The sequence below is a fragment of the Domibacillus indicus genome (genome assembly GCF_000970685.1).
GTDB classification, from domain to species: domain Bacteria; phylum Bacillota; class Bacilli; order Bacillales; family Domibacillaceae; genus Domibacillus; species Domibacillus indicus.
The window spans coordinates 291,059-307,197 of sequence record NZ_LAJB01000003.1; the positions used below are offsets into that span (position 1 = coordinate 291,059).

A 16,139-nucleotide genomic window follows, 5' to 3' on the forward strand; every position below is an offset into this window, starting at 1 on the left:
CGCTCTCTATCATATCATGAAACGCGGACACAAAAAAGAAGCCTGCGTTTTCTGCAGGCTTCCAGTGCATTTATTTATGTTGTTTCAATTAAGCCGTATTTTCCATCGCTTCGTTTATACACAATATTTGTTCCGTCTGTTTCGGCATCTGTGTAAATAAAGAAATCGTGGCCCAGCAGATTCATTTGAAGAATTGCTTCCTCGGAATCCATTGGTTTTAAATCGAACTGCTTGGTACGCACCACTTGCAGCTCTTCGTTTTCATCATCCGCTGCCCCGTTGTCAGCCTGCACCGCAAAATAATCCTGCGGCTCGCCTTTTTCACGGAATTTGCGGTTTACTTTTGTTTTATGCTTGCGGATCTGGCGCTCCAATTTATCTGTAATCAAGTCGACAGCTGCGTATAAGTCTGGATTGCGTTCCTCAGCGCGGAGCACGAGATTTTTCATTGGAATCGTTACTTCCACTTTTGCATTTGTGTTATTGTACGTTTTTAAATTAACATGCACATTCGCATTAGGAGTTTCGGTGAAATAACGCTCCAGCTTGCTAATCTTCTTTTCAACGTGCTCACGGATTGCTGGAGTAACTTCAATGTTTTCACCACGAATGTTATAATTCATCATGCGGAACTCCTCCTTCAACTAATTGCTATAATCTTAATATTCTTTACATACCCTTCATAATCCTTCTTAATCTCGAAAAAAATTTGTCGAATTTTCAAAAAAATTATTTTAATATGCTTTCTTTCCATGCATATAACAATTCGTGTAAAAGCAATAACGCCTCTTCACAACTTTGTTCATTTTTTTCAATGTTTGCTTCAATCAAGAGGTTGTTTACATGCAAATAAGCATGCACGGCTGCCTCCCCTTCTTTTATTTCTTGATTAATAAAAGGAATGATTTCCAGCAAATATTGCTGCGCTTTTTGAAAGAAGTCATTTCTTTCAAAATGGCCTCTGGCTGCCTTTGCTTTTTTCAGGGAAAGAATACTCTCCTGAAGCAGCATAATTTCAATCTCAGCAGGAGAGGCAGTTGAAATGAACTGCTTTCTGTATTCTCGCTTCGCTTCATTTACATTCATATACTCCACTTCCTTTTTATACCGTCCATATATTAACATTAAGCAAATGAAACCGATATAACAATAGACTATACATAACGATAGAGGGTGAATAAGAGTGAGATTACAAAGCTTTAGTTATTCAATGGCACGGTATGATCAAAACAATCTAAAAGCAAAAAAATCAATGGAAAAAATTTCAACAGGCTCCCAGATCAGCAGAGCAAGCCAAAATCCGGCAAATGTTGCTATTTCAGAAACAATTCGTGCACAGGTCAGGGGACTGGAACGCGGACAGCGCAATTTACAGGATGGCCTGTCTCTTTTGAGTGCCGCAGATGAAGGATTAAATCATGTAACCAAACAGCTTCACCGCGGATACGAATTAGCTGTTATGAGTGCAAATGACACGCTGACAGATGGAGACCGGAAAAGCGCTCAAAAAGAATTAGATGAAATAATGGACTCCATTAACGACACGGCTGAATATTTGGAGTTTAACACGATCAATCTATTTGGTAATGACAAAGTGCTTCATCTGGCGGGAAGTGCTTCTGGAAAATCACTTTCCATTGATCTTGAAAAGCTGAATGTTGATGCACTTGGTTTAACAGGCGCAAGTATTGAGACATCTGATGATGCGCGTGCTCTTTTTCCAAAGATCCAGGATGCCGTCTTGCAAACAACTCATCAGCTCACAAAAATAGGTTCATATTATGAGACGATTGAGCATGAAATGGAAAGAAATTCTGTTCTAGGAGAAAACCTGACCAAAGGTCTTTCAAAGATTGAAGATACACAAGTCGGCAGAGAAGTCATTGAATTGGCCATTGCCGGTATCCGCCAGCAGGCAGACCATCTTTTCATTCATGATACAAATGAATTGGCTAAAGGTGTTTTAGCGATTTTTAAATAAGCAAAAATCCGGTTTGAAAACCGGATTTTTTTAATTTCGTTTATCATAAAATACGCCATCGGTTTGAAGCGATTCATATGGATTCGAATATTTGTCCATTGACTGCTTCTTTACATTGATTTCACGTAAATCTTCCTTAACCGACTGGCTCAGCTTCTGAAGACGGGTTTCAATTTCCTGGTTCATTAAGTTGATTTCACGGCCAAGCTGCTGCTCTTCTTCTGTAAAAGGAGGCTGGATACGCGGCAGAATTTCCCCGCGCTCATCCAGCAGCTTCTCTGCCTGCTCAATTTGACTGTCACGATCCTGATTGGCTGCTTCAAGCAAATCCAGCAGCCTTTTTGTCATCCTGTGACAGTCATAAACCGGCGCCATTATACCCGGCCGCCGGCACCGACTTGCTGAATGCGGCGGTTTTCCTGAATAACCTGTTTCCATGTATCCCGGAACTCTGTGACAAATCCCTCTACTTCTTTTAAAATAGCGGGGTCATTTTTAATATTTGCCTCAACGAGCCGCTCATGAAGAAATTCATAAAGAGCCAGCATGTTCTTCGCCAGATCTGTATCAGTTTTTAACGTAATGCTCAGCTCGCGAATAATCGCCTGTGCTTTTTGGACATTGATGTTTTTCTGCTCAATATTATTATCTGCCATCGCCCGTTCAGCCAGACGGATGAATTTAATGCATCCGTTATAAAGCATTAAGGTTAATTCTCCTGGAGACGCTGTTGTGACAGAGTTGTTTGCATATGCCTGCTGTGGATTATTAATTGCCACTAAAAGAACACTCCTTTTTAAATATATAATTACATGCTGAATTGCTGCATCAAATAAGCAGACTGTGAGTTGGCCTGCTGCATTGCTTTTTCCATCGCGGTAAACTGCTTCCAGTAGCGGTCTTCTACTTGAAGCAACCGGTCTTCAAAACGGCTGATACTGCTGTCGATATCTGTAAGCTGACGGCCGATCGCAAATTTTTGATTCGTATATCCGGCACTTCCAGCACGCTCTTTTAACTGATCCATTGTTTTGCCAACAGTGTCATATAACCGGTGAATAATTCCCTGTTCACTAACAGATGTTGAATCACCGCCGCCAATGAACAGGGCTTCAACTGCTTCTGGATTTTCAGCCAGGGCTTTTTTCAGCTTCGTTTCATCAATTTCAAGCTTACCGCCTTCAAGATAGTTCTTTGAGGTGGTAATTCCGATTTCCGCCAGCTGGTTATAAGCGGCGTTGGTACTGCTGTTTATAACTGCCTGAGAAAAGTTGCTTCTCATTGAAGTAAGTACACCGGATAGTACTGTATCCCGACGCAGTAAGCCGCTTTTCGCTTTTTCTTCCCACTGTTCCTGCTGCTTATCGGACAATTGTTCACGCTGATCATCCGTTAACGGTGTATATGAACGGTAACGCTCTTCGGACGTTTTTTTACTGATTGCCGCAATTAACGTATTGTATTTCTCAACGAAGTCTTTAATATTGTTATACACTTGGTCGGTGTCTTTTGTAACGTTTAAGGATGCTGTTTCCGTAGTACTTTCCTTTTTCAACGTGAAGGTTACACCGTTCATCTCAAATGTATTAGATTTACGGGTTGTAGTTAATCCATTTATTGTAACGGAAGCATCTGTTCCTTGAATAAGTTTTGGTTTATCAGGATCTGCAGGATCTGCATTTGTCACATCAAGCTTTAAGACACTAGTAGCAAAAAGCCCGGTAACTGAAATGTTTCCCCCGCCTGATGGATTATGACTCCCCGTCTCTTTTTGCGTCATAGACATTTTTCCAGTTACGGAATCATAAAACAAAGTTACGCCTGCTTTAGAGACATTAACTTTGCTAATAACACTATTTAAGCTATCTGTTGAACTTACTAAAAAGTTTTCAATATTTTCCCCTGTTGAAGAAAAGGTATTAATAGAAAAATTAGTGTACTTTTCTGTTGAGGAGTTAGTAATGTAATCGACTTTAATAGAAGCATCTGCCGCTACAGGAGTTTTGAAAATTAAATCTCCCGTGCTAGTAATTTGAACTTGATCATCTTCAGCCGGTGCTTCGCTCACTACCTTATACGTTACGCCATTTACCTTTACAGACATGTCTGCTGCTGCATCTATTTTAATATCGGTTGCTCCAACATTTAATCCAGTGGTACTGCCGTTACCTTTTAAGGTTACACTGCCAACCTTCCCGTTTTTTACATTTACATTATCAACGGTATCCCAAAAAGCCCCATCAAATGCATTGCTTGAATCTGTAAAGGACTTTGAAGCATCGAGGCCTCCACCAGCTTTTAAAGAAGCAGTTACCCACGTCTCAGCTTTTGCTAATGTTACATTAGAGATGTTATATGAACCTGGCGTAGCCGCTGTAGATGCAGTTGCTGTAACAAGCCCCTCATTTGAAGAAGCTGCCGCACTCGCCCGATAATTTTGTGTTCGTTTCATTCCCGTTGATGACACTAAACTTCTGAAATCCTGCAACAGGATATTCATTTCCCGGTACTGGTCCCGCTGCCATTCTAATGTTTGTTTCTTTTGTTTTAATTTATCAAGCGGCATCCGTTCCGCTTTCATTAAATCTTTAATAATGGACTCGGTGTCCATTCCACTTGCCATTCCGCCTACGCGAAGCACCATAGTCTTTGTCCTCCCTACGCCTTTTTATCAAAAAAGAACCCGATAAATTCGGTCATTGCCGCATACATATCGAGGATTTTTTTTGATGGGATTTCTTTAATAATTTCTTCCGAGTTATTGTCTACGATGACTGCATAATATTCCTGCAAATCTTCATGGTATTCAAATTGAATGTGTGTCTGGGTCGGCTGCAAAAACGTGTTGACCTGGTCGGTGAATTTCTGCAGCTCCTCTTCTTGTAGTGGAATACCCTGCTCGGCCGTTTCTACGGCTGGCTTTTGTTCTGCTTCCATTGTTTTTGCTTCTGTTGCTTCAAGCGGTTTGGTGATTGCTGGCACTGCACTTTCTCCTATACGATCAATCATCGTTTTGCCCCCTTCGCACACTTTTTTCTTCATTTATATCGGTCCGTTCTTTTGTTTGTTAAGCAAAATTTGGGCAATTCGCATGATTTTACAAAAAATTATAAGTTCGAGTGGAACTAGTATTATACGAAAAAACCGCTCTCCAGCTTTTGAAAAAGAAGAGAGCGGTTTTGGTATCTGCTTAAAGTATTTAGTTAAAATCTTGTCGGCAGCGGTTTTAAGCGGGCTTCAATCTCCGCTCGCTGCGGCTCCAAAAAAGGCGGCAGGGCGAGTGATTCGCCAAGGTGCTCCAGCTCTTCATCGGTATCAAAGCCCGGGCCGTCTGTTGCCACTTCAAACAGGATGCGGTTTGCTTCGCGGAAATATAACGATTTGAAATAAAACCGATCAACGAAGCCGGAACTTGCGATTCTCTTTTCCTGAAGACGGGCAATCCATTTGTGCAGTTCCTTCTCATTTTCCACACGGAAGGCGACGTGATGGACACTGCCGCGTCCCGGCCGCTCCGGCGGAAGATCACTTCGTTCTTCTACATGCACTTCCGCTCCCGTGCCTCCCTCACCCGTTTCAAACACAATCACATCCGGCTGCCCTGCTGTCGGCGACGGATAGCGGTTTGCTTCGCGGAAGCCCATTACTTCTGTTAAAACAGCGGCGGTCAGACCGGCATCCGGCACTGTTAAATGAACGGGTCCAAGTCCAATAATGCCTGCTTCAGCGGGAACCGGGCTTTTTGACCACGGCGTGCCGCCTTTTACACCAGTATCTTTTTCATCAGAAACAAGGAAAAAGCGCTGCCCTTCAAAATCCTGAAACGGCAGCACTTTTCGTCCGCCCTGGTTGATCATATCTTGACATGATACACCGAATTCTTGAAAACGATTTTTCCAATAATCAAGCGCCGCATCGTTCGGCACGCGGAGTGAAAGACCTGAGATTGAATTGTTTCCTGGGCGGTTGCGGGCAGCCCTCTGAATTTCAAAAAACGTCAATTCCGTGCCTGGATTGCCTTTTTCATCGCCGTAAAACAGGTGGTACATGGATGTTTCATCCTGATTGACCGTTTTTTTGATCAGCCGCATACCCATTATTTCCGTATAAAATTTCACATTTTCAGCTGCATTGGCCGTAATAGCCGATACGTGGTGTATCCCTTTGAAGTCCATTTCCGTTTCCTCCTTCTTCCTGCAGGTATGATAATGCTGTGAGTGTAATAGCAAATGAATAAGAAGGCAAAGAAAAAGCCTGCTGTTTTTCAAGAGCAGGCTTTCATTCTGTTTATTAATGGAAATAAAAAAAGACAAATATGTTTTCATGCTTGCTTTTTTAGAAACATAACAGGCGGAGGGCGGCCGGTGGAGACTCCCATGGGACGAGCGGACAGGTGAAACAGACAGCGCGAAGCGATGGCTGGTTCACCGTTCGCCCCATAGGAAAGCGGAACCGGCCGACCGCAGCACCTGACCCTGTCTTTGAAAGAAAACAGCACATTTCCGGCTGCTAAAAAAGATCATTTAACCTGCTCTCTTGATCGCTTGCTTTTCAAGAACGGGCTTTGTTCAATGACCAAATGGAATAGTTCAAGCCAAGCGCAAAAGCGACCCAGGCGGCGTAAGGCAGCATTAAGGTACCGGCTGCTGCATCGGCCTGGTAAAATTCATATGTCGTCCATGTAATCATGCCGAGCAGCACGGCGATCTCGACAAAAGCGGTGCCGCGAAGGTTCCATTTGAAAAACAAAAAAGACCACAGAAAGTTCAGACCAAGCTGAATATTGTAAGGAACGGCGGTTTCGGGCTTTTTTATCGAAGCCCGGTATTTGGCCGCGCCCATTGCGGTGTAAAGACTCGTCCATACCACTGGAAATACCCAGCCCGGCGGGGAAAAGAACGGCTTTTTCAGCCCCCTGTATTCTTCACGCGAGCCTTTATTGGCAATCGCTCCGATAACCGAGCCGCCAACGACCGGCACAAGAAGGCTTGTTGCCAGCTTTTTTCTGTTTAAGACGTTCATCGAAAAACTCCTTTCTTCATTTATTTGTTATTTTTCCACCCTTCTTCCTTTTAAAACAAAAAGGGCACCGCCCTAAGACGATACCCGGCAAATCTCTTTATAATTACATGCCTCACAGCGGCGTTCGTGTTCCGTTTTTGGAAAGTCCTCCAGCTCAACCGGCTCATTCGAAATGATATCAAGCTGGTAGCGGCGCATGATGTGAATGCTTTGCTTCATTTTTTGAAGCATCAACTGAATGTCTGCTTCTTCGAGCTGATAAGATTTTTGCACGCCTGTTAAAACGTATTCGTTGCGAATCTCAATTTCTTCGACGCGCGCTCCGTATTTTTGCATAAGGTAGTAGGCGTACAATGCCAGCTGACTCCGGTCATCCTCTGCTTCTTTCCCTGTTTTCCAGTCGACAATGATCCACTTGTCCGCTTTTAAATCGCGGTACAGCAAATCCATCACCACAAAAATTTTCACGCCGTCCACAGCCATAAACCGGAATTCCTCGGCCTGCTGGAACTGCATTGTCTGCGGGCGCTCAGTAATATCACGAAAAGACCCGCTCTTCAGCAGATTCTTAAAAACGATTTGCAGGCGCCGTTTGTATTCTTCCGCCTCCATCCGATTAAGCTCGCCTTCATAATACATATCATAAAGCATTTTAAAACGGGCCGGCTTCTGCATCCACTGCGGCTTGCGGTCACGCGAATCGGTATACGCCCGGTTCAGCATTTCCCGTGCCTGCCCGATTAATTCCGTTTCGCTCATCACATAACCGTGGCCGAGAAAAAGCCGGACCGCTTTTTCGGCCAGCTCGTGCACAATTTTCCCGAAGGCAACCGGCAGGTTAGACAGCTTTTTCAGACGGTACACATGCTTCACCGATTCATCGGCATCATACAGCCAGCCGTTATGTCCGGCATAATAATCATATCCATATTTTCGCGCACACGTCATTAAGGTTTTGTGGCGCGAGAACGACCAGGAAAACTCGGGAAATTGTTTTGCCTCAAACATGATTCCGTCTCCGCATCTCTAAAAATACTTTAATCATCCCGTAGGTGACTTCTTCCGGCACCCGTTCCTTGATCGGCTTCAGCCGGTCTGCTCCCGCTGCTTCTACTGCCTGTTCCAGTACTTCTCTGTACTGCTCCGGCACAAGCCGCTCAAGATTCACTTCCAGCCCCTCTTCCATGCACTGAGTCAGATGGTTTTCGACGGTGCTGGCTGTCAGCTCCCGCTCAGCCGCGATAGCGTCTATACTCAGGCCTTTTTGATGCAGCTCCAGGGTATCCAAATACGAATTCACCGACTTTTTCTTCGGGGCAGCTGCGGCCGGTTCAGCCGCCAGATTCTTTTGCCGGTCCGGGTTTGCTTCTCTATAAGCTTGAATTTCCTTTAAAAAGGCATCTCCATATTTTTTCAGTTTGCTCTGGCCTACGCCGCTCACTGCCAAGAAATCCTCTTCATCCTCCGGGAGCTTCGCACACATATCATGAAGTGTCGTATCAGAAAAAATAACAAACGGCGGCACACCCGCTTCTTCAGCAATTTCTTTTCGCAGCGCCCGCAGAATATCAAATAATGGATCATCTGCAGCAATGCTTTTCGTCCGGACCGCTTCCTTGCGCATAACCGTATGGCTGCCAAGCAACACGTCCCGCCCCTGTTCCGTCACAAAAATCGTCGGGTACTGTTTTTGCTCCACTCCGAGCAGCTCCTGTGAAATTAAAAATTCAATAAAGTTTGTTACCTCTTTGACGCTTTGTTTTTTTAAAATGCCATAGGTGGACAATTCATGAAAGCCGAATTCCATCAGCTTTTTATTGCGCGATCCCGTCAGTACCTGCGCTGTCATGGCTTTGCCAAACCGCTGGCCCATCCGGATCACACAGGAAAGAACCATCTGTGCTTCTTTTGTGACATCAACGCTGTCGCGTGAATCGGTGCAGTTGCCGCAGCGCCCGCACGGCTTTGAATTCTTTTCGCCAAAGTACGAAACGATAAACTGCTGCAGGCACCTTTCCGTATGGCAGTAATCCACCATCCCCTGCAGCTTCTCAAGCTCCTGCGGAATGCGGTCACGCTCCAGTGACTGGTCAATTAAAAAGCGCTGCGTCTGCACATCCTGCGAGGAATACAAAACAATACATTCACTGTCAAGCCCATCCCGCCCCGCACGGCCGGCCTCCTGGTAATAGCTTTCCATGTTTTTCGGCAGCTGATAGTGAATCACATAACGGATATTGGACTTATCAATCCCCATTCCAAAGGCATTCGTCGCCACCATTACCGTCGCTTCATCGGTTAAAAACCGGTCCTGCTCACGAACCCGGTCAGCATCCCCCATGCCTCCGTGATAGCGTGCTGCAGAAATGCCGGCTTTTTGCAGACGTTCATATAACTGATCGACCGTTTTGCGGGTGGCGGCATAAATAATGCCGGATTCTTTTTGATTTTTCTTCAAGTATTCCTTTAAAAAGCTCTGGCGGTCCTGACCCTGAATAACAGAGAAAGATAAATTTTTCCGTTCAAATCCGGTAATAATCGTATTTTTTTCATCAATGGAAAGAAGGCGGCAAATGTCTTCGCGTACGTGCGGGGTAGCGGTTGCGGTTAAAGCCAGTATGGCCGGGCTTCCCGGAAACAGCTCCGTCATGCGCTGAATATGGCGGTAGCTCGGCCGGAAATCATGTCCCCACTGGGAAATGCAGTGAGCCTCATCAACAGCAATAAGCGGCACGGACAGCTGCTTCAGCTGCTCGACAAATGAATACGATTCAAGTCGCTCCGGCGCAATATACAGCAGCTTAAACTCGCCATTCCGCGCTGATCTCATCGTTTCATACATTTCTGCTCCGCTCAGTGAGCTGTTAATGTAGGCCGCTGGAATTCCCGCTTCAAGCAATGTATCAACCTGGTCTTTCATCAAAGAAATAAGCGGTGAAACCACGATCGTTGTTCCTTCTAAAACAAGCGCCGGAATTTGATAACAAATCGACTTTCCGCCGCCTGTCGGCATGACACAAATCGTGTTTTCGCCGCTGAGTACCTGCGAAATTGCCTGCTCCTGGCCCGTCCGGAATGAATCATAGCCGAAATGCGACTGCAAAAAGCCGCGTGCCTGATCCAGCATGCAAACACCTCTCTGTTTTTTTCTTTCATTGTAGCACATATGATCGAAAAACGAAGAAGCCAATCCAAGGTATTGTTGCTCACCATAAATAAAACGCTTACATTTTCGGTTTTTGGAGACATTGTGAATAAAAGGCGGCCGGCATACACTATGAATAAGATAATCATTGCATTGGGAGGGACAGTTTATGGAAGCGATTACAAAAGGTTTCTTTTTGTTTCTTTCTAACAGCAGGCGATTGAACCAGCTGGCCAGAACCAGGGGCAGCGGCTTTGCGGCCGGCAAAATTATTGGCGGTATGGATTTCCGCAGTTCGATTGCCTGTATCAAAGCATTAAATGCGCAGGGCCTGTCTGTTACGGTCGACCACCTCGGTGAATTTGTTGACTCTCCCGCGATCGCAGCCGAACGGACCGAGGAATGCATCGAAACAATTAAAACAATTCACGATGAAGGGCTCGATTCACATGTTTCACTAAAGCTGACGTCACTCGGACTTGATATTGACCGGGAGCTCGTCGTTGAAAACATGACGCGGATTCTCGAGAAAGCCGACCAGTACGGCATTATGGTTACGATTGATATGGAAGACTTCACCCGTTGCCAGGCAACACTTGAGCTGTTCAAGCAGTTTAAGGAACAATTCGAACATGTCAGTACCGTGCTTCAGGCTTATTTATACCGGACAGAGCAGGATCTCGCCCGGCTGAGCAAAATGAAGCCGTTTCTCCGGCTTGTTAAAGGGGCTTACAAGGAAAGCGCCAGGCATGCATTCCACAATAAAGCAGACGTGGATACCAATTACATGAAGCTGATTGAACAAAGCCTGCTGGCCGGCAATTATACCGGCATTGCCACCCATGATGAAAATATTATTGAATTTGCCAAAGCGGTCCAGCGAAAGCATCTTATTTCCATGAACCAATTTGAATTTCAAATGCTCTACGGAATGCGCACCAATTTGCAGCAGGAACTCGTCAAGCAGGGCTACCGGGTCCGTGTATATGTTCCTTACGGCCGGGACTGGTACGGTTACTTTATGAGGCGGCTCGCAGAACGGCCGGCGAATATTTCCTTTGCGTTCAAAGGCTTCACCCAAAAATAACAAAACGAGGAGTGTTTTTCATGATCCCATACAAGCATGAACCTTTTACTGACTTTTCGAAAGAAGCCAATCAGGCCGCTTATCAAAAAGCCCTAAAAAAAGTGGAAAGCGGGCTTGGCGGGCATTATCCGCTTGTTATTGGCGGTGAACGCATTTCAACGGAAGAAAAAATCATTTCTTATAACCCGGCGGATAAGCAGCAGGTGATCGGCTCTGTTTCAAAAGCGGACCGGGTGCTGGCCGAAAAAGCGATGCAGGCTGCACTCGAAGCCTTTCAAACATGGAAAAAAGTATCGCCGGACATTCGCGCCGATGTGCTGTTTAAAGCAGCTGCCATTGTCCGCAGGCGCCGCCATGAATTTTCCGCCCTGCTGACAAAGGAAGCCGGCAAGCCGTGGCGGGAAGCGGATATTGATACAGCAGAAGCGATTGACTTTATGGAGTATTACGCACGGCAAATGCTCGAATTAAAAAAAGGCGCACCGTTACTGAGCCGCCCGGGCGAATTTAACCGGTACAGCTACATTCCGCTCGGTGTCGGCATCGTGATTTCACCATGGAACTTCCCGTTTGCGATTATGGCCGGCACAACAGTAGCTTCCATTGTGACCGGCAATACCGTTTTATTGAAGCCGGCTTCTACAACGCCGGTTGTCGCGGCACGCTTTGTCGGGGTACTGGAAGAAGCGGGCCTTCCGCCAGGGGTTGTGAATTTTATTCCGGGCAGCGGCGCGGAAGTCGGCGACTACCTGGTGGACCATCCGCAAACACGCTTTATCACCTTTACCGGCTCGCGCGATGTCGGCCTGCGTATTTTTGAACGGGCATCAAAAGTTCACGTTGGCCAGAAATGGATGAAGCGGCTGATCGCAGAAATGGGCGGCAAGGATACGATTGTTGTGGATAAAGAAGCGGATTTGGATCTCGCTGCCGAGTCGATCGTTCAGTCCGCCTTTGGTTTTGCCGGCCAAAAATGCTCGGCCTGCTCACGTGCGGTCATTGTGGAAGATGTGTATGACCGGGTACTTGAAAAAGCCATTGCTTTAACGAAGAATGTAACGGTGGGCAACCCGGCTGACAACCACTTCGTCGGCCCCGTTATTGATGAAGCAGCGTATCAAAAAATCATGAATTATGTTAAAATCGGAGAGGAAGAAGGACGCATTGTGACTGGAGGAACGGGCGACAGCACAACCGGCTATTTTATTCAGCCGACCATCGTTGCTGATGTTGCGCCGGATGCCCGTTTGATGCAGGAAGAAATTTTCGGTCCGGTTGTTGCCTTTTCAAAAGCGAAGGATTTCGAGGAAGCGATTGAGATTGCCAACAACACCGATTACGGCTTAACCGGCGCTGTCATTACAACGAACCGGTTTAACATGGAAAAAGCGCGTGAGGATTTCCATGTCGGCAACCTGTACTTTAACCGCGGCTGCACCGGCGCCATTGTCGGCTACCAGCCATTTGGCGGCTTTAATATGTCCGGTACCGATTCAAAAGCCGGCGGTCCCGATTACCTTCAGCTTCACATGCAGGCAAAAACAACATCAGAAATGCTTTAAAAGGAGGCGGTCCTTTAAGCCGAATCACCCGGCTTAAAGGGCGCCTCTTGTTTAAATGGACGGCGCGTTTTTATATAAAAGCGGCGCGATTTCCTGCATTTCGGCGTGTTTTCCAGCCGCTATGGCGCGATAAAGTCCAAATCGCGCCATTCCGGCCGGAAAACGCGCCACTTTTGTTGATTATTGCAACATTATTCGCTTTTTTACTATTACCATTTGAAAGAAGGGATTTATTTGGTCGACACTTCCTTAATTGTCTCTATTGTTATCTACATGACCGGTATGCTTTTGATCGGCTGGTATGCATACAAACGAACATCGAATTTATCTGATTATATGCTCGGAGGACGCGGACTCGGCCCTGCGGTTACAGCCCTTTCTGCCGGCGCTTCTGACATGAGCGGCTGGCTGATGATGGGACTGCCTGGTGCCATGTACGTAAGCGGGTTCAGCGCTTCGTGGATTGCGATCGGTTTAACGCTCGGCGCCTGGGCAAACTGGCTGTACGTGGCACCCCGCCTGCGCATGTACACGGAAATTGCTGAAGACTCTATTACGATTCCATCATATCTTGAAAACCGGTTTCAAGACCGTTCTAGAGTTATCCGTCTTGTTTCCAGTCTTGTGATTATCATCTTTTTCACGTTTTACATTTCATCAGGTATGGTGTCCGGCGGCGTTTTATTCGAGAGCACTTTCGGCCTTGATTACCATATCGGCCTGTGGATTGTTGCCGGTGTTGTCATTGCTTACACACTGTTCGGCGGATTTTTAGCGGTGAGCTGGACCGACTTTGTACAGGGGATTATTATGGTGCTGGCACTTGTACTCGTTCCGATTGTAACCATTATGCATGTCGGCGGGATCGGCCCGTCTCTTGACACGGTTCGTTCGGTGGACCCGGCTCTTTTAAACATTTTTACAGGGACAAGCTTTATCGGCATCATATCTCTTTTTGCCTGGGGGCTTGGCTACTTCGGCCAGCCGCACATTATCGTCCGCTTTATGGCGATTACATCAGTGAAAGAAATTAAAAAAGCACGCCGCATCGGCATGAGCTGGATGATATTCTCCGTTGTCGGCGCTATGGTAACCGGTTTTGTAGGACTCGCTTATTATACAAGCAACAATATGAAAATTGGCGATCCGGAAACAATTTTCATTGAACTGGGTGATATTTTGTTTCACCCGATCATTACCGGCTTCCTGATTTCCGCTATTTTGGCCGCGATCATGAGTACGATTTCGTCACAGCTGCTTGTTACGTCAAGTTCGCTGACAGAAGATTTATATAAAACGTTTTTCCGCCGCGACGCTTCGGACCGCGAGCTTGTATTCTTAGGACGCCTGGCTGTTTTAATTGTCTCAATTGTCGCCCTGCTCCTGTCATGGGAACAAAACAAGACCATTCTGGCGCTCGTCGGCTATGCATGGGCAGGATTTGGATCTTCATTCGGCCCGACGATTCTGCTCAGCCTGTACTGGAAACGGATGACACACTGGGGAGCGCTTGCCGGCATGATCGCCGGCGCCGTCACGGTGATCGTTTGGACGAAAACCCCTTGGGCGGATACAGTTTACGAAATGATTCCTGGTTTTGCCGCAAGCTTACTCGCGATTGTTGTGGTCAGCCTGCTGACAAAACCGTCTGAAGGAACAGCTCAGCGCTTTGATGAATTTGAACGCACGTTAAACGAATCAAAATAAGGAAGTCCATCATGGATTTAACCCGGCCGCTTGAAAAAACCCTCTCGTTAGTGTGATTTTCATGCACGCTGCCAGCTTTATATTGATTTGCAGCTTATGAAAAGGAACTGGCATTGATGCTATAATGAGGGTCGAAAGGAGATGAAAAGATGATTCACGTTTTATTTGTCTGCCTCGGCAATATTTGCCGGTCACCTATGGCCGAAGCCATGTTCCGTGATTTAATCGAAAAAGAAAGCCTGATCGGCCACATCGAGGTGGATTCCGCCGCTACAAGCTCCTGGCATATCGGCTCGCCGCCGCATAAAGGCACACTGGCTAAACTGAAGGAATATAATATTTCTTCCGAAGGGCTGTCAGGGCGCCAGCTGGACGGGGCCGACTTTGAAAAGTTTGATTATATTATTGGCATGGACCGAAGCAATATCGCCAATATCCGTGAGATGCTCGGCCAGCCCGACCATTCAAAAATTATGCGTTTTCTTGACCTGACGCCTCATCAAAAAGACGTACCGGACCCTTATTACACAGGTGATTTCCAGGAAACTTACGATCTGGTGAAAGACGGCTGCGAAGCGCTGCTCGAAAGAATCCGCGCTGACCATTCAATTGGCTCATAAAACAGGAATTGAATACAAAAAGGCTGCCCTCACACAGATGGCAGCCTTTTTTGTGTTATAAGCGAAAGCGGTCAACGGCTTCCTGCAGGATTCAGGAAACAAAGCGCGAAACCGCAAAGCCAGTGATCGTGTACCCAAACCTCGGCTGCCGAAACGAAAGCATGGTCCGGCGCGCCCGATATGGAGGCGTACAGCCGGCATACCCGCTACTGGCACGAATGCGGCGCCCGGCTGATTGGCGGCTGCTGCCGCACGAAGCCATCAGATATCCAGACGATTGCTGAATGGGCGAGAGCTTAATAGAAAAGCGTTCAGGGAAGCTGTTTCCTTGAACGCTTTTCTATTACATATGGCAGCCTTTTATCCTTCAAACGTATCTTTTATATTTTGTAAATGCGGCGTTTCGTTGATAGACACGATCGTCAGTTTGTCTCCATCCCACGCTAAACGGGTAATCGACGTGTTGTCGATTTTTCCGTTTCCTGTGCCAGCCTGGCCGTTCGACAGTTTATGGAGTAGCGCATTTACAGCCCCGCCGTGTGTGACTACCAGTGCCGGTGCCCCGTTTGTTTCCTTAGAGATCGACGTAAGCACTTTAACCATCCGCTCCTGCATTTCTTCAAGAGATTCCATTCCATGCGTCATCGTCAAACCAAAATTTTCTGCATAATTCGGCACGTTCTGGATAATTTCCGCCAGCAGCTGTCCCTGCAGCTCGCCGTAAAACCGTTCACGGAGCAGCCGGCTTGCGGTAATTGTTTCCACCGGCATCCAGGCAGTCGCACGCTTGGCGGTTTGAAAGGCTCGGTCCAGGTCACTGGAAAAAACATAGTCAAAAGAAATGCCCTGCTTTTCAAAATACGCCCCAAGCAATGCTGCCTGCTTGCGCCCTTCCTCGCTCAGCCCGATATCCATCTGGCCCTGGAGGCGTCCGAGCGCATTCCATTCCGATTCTCCGTGCCGGACAAGGTAAATCATATTGAAAAACTCCTTTTTTCAAAAAGCATACCATATG

17 protein-coding genes are annotated in these 16,139 nt (G+C 46.5%); 6 read left to right on the forward strand and 11 right to left on the reverse strand.

The features are described 5' to 3' along the window. Positions 1 to 74: 74 nt before the first annotated feature. A complete protein-coding gene (hpf, locus tag VP98_RS05800) occupies positions 75 to 626 on the reverse strand; it encodes a ribosome hibernation-promoting factor, HPF/YfiA family (RefSeq protein WP_046174401.1) in 552 nt (183 codons plus the stop codon). 103 nt (positions 627 to 729) lie between these two features. Next, the gene (locus tag VP98_RS05805; RefSeq protein WP_046174402.1) at positions 730 to 1,086 is read right to left on the reverse strand and encodes a flagellar protein FliS; all 357 of its coding nucleotides are present in this window, start codon (positions 1,084 to 1,086) and stop codon (positions 730 to 732) included. Positions 1,087 to 1,183: 97 nt separating this feature from the next. Here VP98_RS05805 and VP98_RS05810 point away from each other — a divergent pair, with 97 nt between their 5' ends. After that, the gene (locus VP98_RS05810; RefSeq protein ID WP_156151323.1) at positions 1,184 to 1,981 is read left to right on the forward strand and encodes a flagellin; all 798 of its coding nucleotides are present in this window, start codon (positions 1,184 to 1,186) and stop codon (positions 1,979 to 1,981) included. 30 nt (positions 1,982 to 2,011) lie between these two features. Here the strand turns inward: VP98_RS05810 and VP98_RS05815 are convergent, their stop codons facing one another. The 8 genes from VP98_RS05815 to recQ all read right to left on the reverse strand — a co-directional run bounded on the left by VP98_RS05815 (position 2,012) and on the right by recQ (position 10,130). Then, the gene (locus tag VP98_RS05815; protein ID WP_046174404.1) at positions 2,012 to 2,356 is read right to left on the reverse strand and encodes a flagellar protein FliT; all 345 of its coding nucleotides are present in this window, start codon (positions 2,354 to 2,356) and stop codon (positions 2,012 to 2,014) included. After that, positions 2,356 to 2,760, reverse strand: coding sequence for a flagellar export chaperone FliS (fliS, locus tag VP98_RS05820; RefSeq protein ID WP_046174405.1), 405 nt, complete (start codon positions 2,758 to 2,760; stop codon positions 2,356 to 2,358). Before fliS ends, VP98_RS05815 begins: the two co-directional genes overlap by 1 nt. A 29-nt stretch (positions 2,761 to 2,789) precedes the next feature. Then, positions 2,790 to 4,625 carry a flagellar filament capping protein FliD gene (gene fliD / locus VP98_RS05825; protein ID WP_052712146.1) on the reverse strand — a complete coding sequence of 612 codons (1,836 nt, stop codon included), beginning with the start codon at positions 4,623 to 4,625 and terminating at the stop codon, positions 2,790 to 2,792. Between the two features lie 14 nt (positions 4,626 to 4,639). Further along, positions 4,640 to 4,990 carry a flagellar protein FlaG gene (gene flaG / locus VP98_RS05830; protein ID WP_046174406.1) on the reverse strand — a complete coding sequence of 117 codons (351 nt, stop codon included), beginning with the start codon at positions 4,988 to 4,990 and terminating at the stop codon, positions 4,640 to 4,642. A gap of 194 nt (positions 4,991 to 5,184) precedes the next feature. Continuing rightward, on the reverse strand, positions 5,185 to 6,156 hold the full coding sequence (locus tag VP98_RS05835; RefSeq protein ID WP_046174407.1) for a ring-cleaving dioxygenase: 972 nt from the start codon (positions 6,154 to 6,156) through the stop codon (positions 5,185 to 5,187). Positions 6,157 to 6,532: 376 nt separating this feature from the next. Beyond that, a complete protein-coding gene (locus VP98_RS05840; protein ID WP_046174408.1) occupies positions 6,533 to 7,003 on the reverse strand; it encodes a TspO/MBR family protein in 471 nt (156 codons plus the stop codon). 72 nt (positions 7,004 to 7,075) lie between these two features. Then, entirely contained in the window at positions 7,076 to 8,011 is a 936-nt protein-coding gene (locus VP98_RS05845) for a RecB family exonuclease (RefSeq protein ID WP_052712147.1), read from the reverse strand. Next, positions 8,004 to 10,130 (reverse strand): DNA helicase RecQ, encoded by a 2,127-nt coding sequence (gene recQ / locus VP98_RS05850; protein WP_046174409.1) that lies wholly within the window; start codon positions 10,128 to 10,130, stop codon positions 8,004 to 8,006. The genes VP98_RS05845 and recQ overlap by 8 nt, the downstream gene beginning before the upstream one ends. Positions 10,131 to 10,317: 187 nt before the next feature. On the opposite strand from recQ, the gene VP98_RS05855 reads away from it, so the two are divergent. The 5 genes from VP98_RS05855 to VP98_RS19200 all read left to right on the forward strand — a co-directional run bounded on the left by VP98_RS05855 (position 10,318) and on the right by VP98_RS19200 (position 15,424). Then, positions 10,318 to 11,235 (forward strand): proline dehydrogenase family protein, encoded by a 918-nt coding sequence (locus VP98_RS05855; protein ID WP_046174410.1) that lies wholly within the window; start codon positions 10,318 to 10,320, stop codon positions 11,233 to 11,235. Between the two features lie 20 nt (positions 11,236 to 11,255). Beyond that, positions 11,256 to 12,797 carry an L-glutamate gamma-semialdehyde dehydrogenase gene (pruA, locus tag VP98_RS05860; protein ID WP_046174411.1) on the forward strand — a complete coding sequence of 514 codons (1,542 nt, stop codon included), beginning with the start codon at positions 11,256 to 11,258 and terminating at the stop codon, positions 12,795 to 12,797. Between the two features lie 234 nt (positions 12,798 to 13,031). Beyond that, on the forward strand, positions 13,032 to 14,504 hold the full coding sequence (putP, locus tag VP98_RS05865; protein WP_082087851.1) for a sodium/proline symporter PutP: 1,473 nt from the start codon (positions 13,032 to 13,034) through the stop codon (positions 14,502 to 14,504). 149 nt (positions 14,505 to 14,653) lie between these two features. Then, complete coding sequence (locus tag VP98_RS05870) at positions 14,654 to 15,124, forward strand: low molecular weight protein-tyrosine-phosphatase (protein ID WP_046174412.1); 471 nt, start codon at positions 14,654 to 14,656, stop codon at positions 15,122 to 15,124. 180 nt (positions 15,125 to 15,304) lie between these two features. Further along, positions 15,305 to 15,424, forward strand: coding sequence for a homocysteine S-methyltransferase family protein (locus VP98_RS19200; protein ID WP_156151324.1), 120 nt, complete (start codon positions 15,305 to 15,307; stop codon positions 15,422 to 15,424). Positions 15,425 to 15,484: 60 nt separating this feature from the next. Here the strand turns inward: VP98_RS19200 and VP98_RS05875 are convergent, their stop codons facing one another. Next, entirely contained in the window at positions 15,485 to 16,102 is a 618-nt protein-coding gene (locus tag VP98_RS05875; RefSeq protein WP_046174413.1) for a histidine phosphatase family protein, read from the reverse strand. Between the last annotated feature and the right edge of the window lie 37 nt (positions 16,103 to 16,139).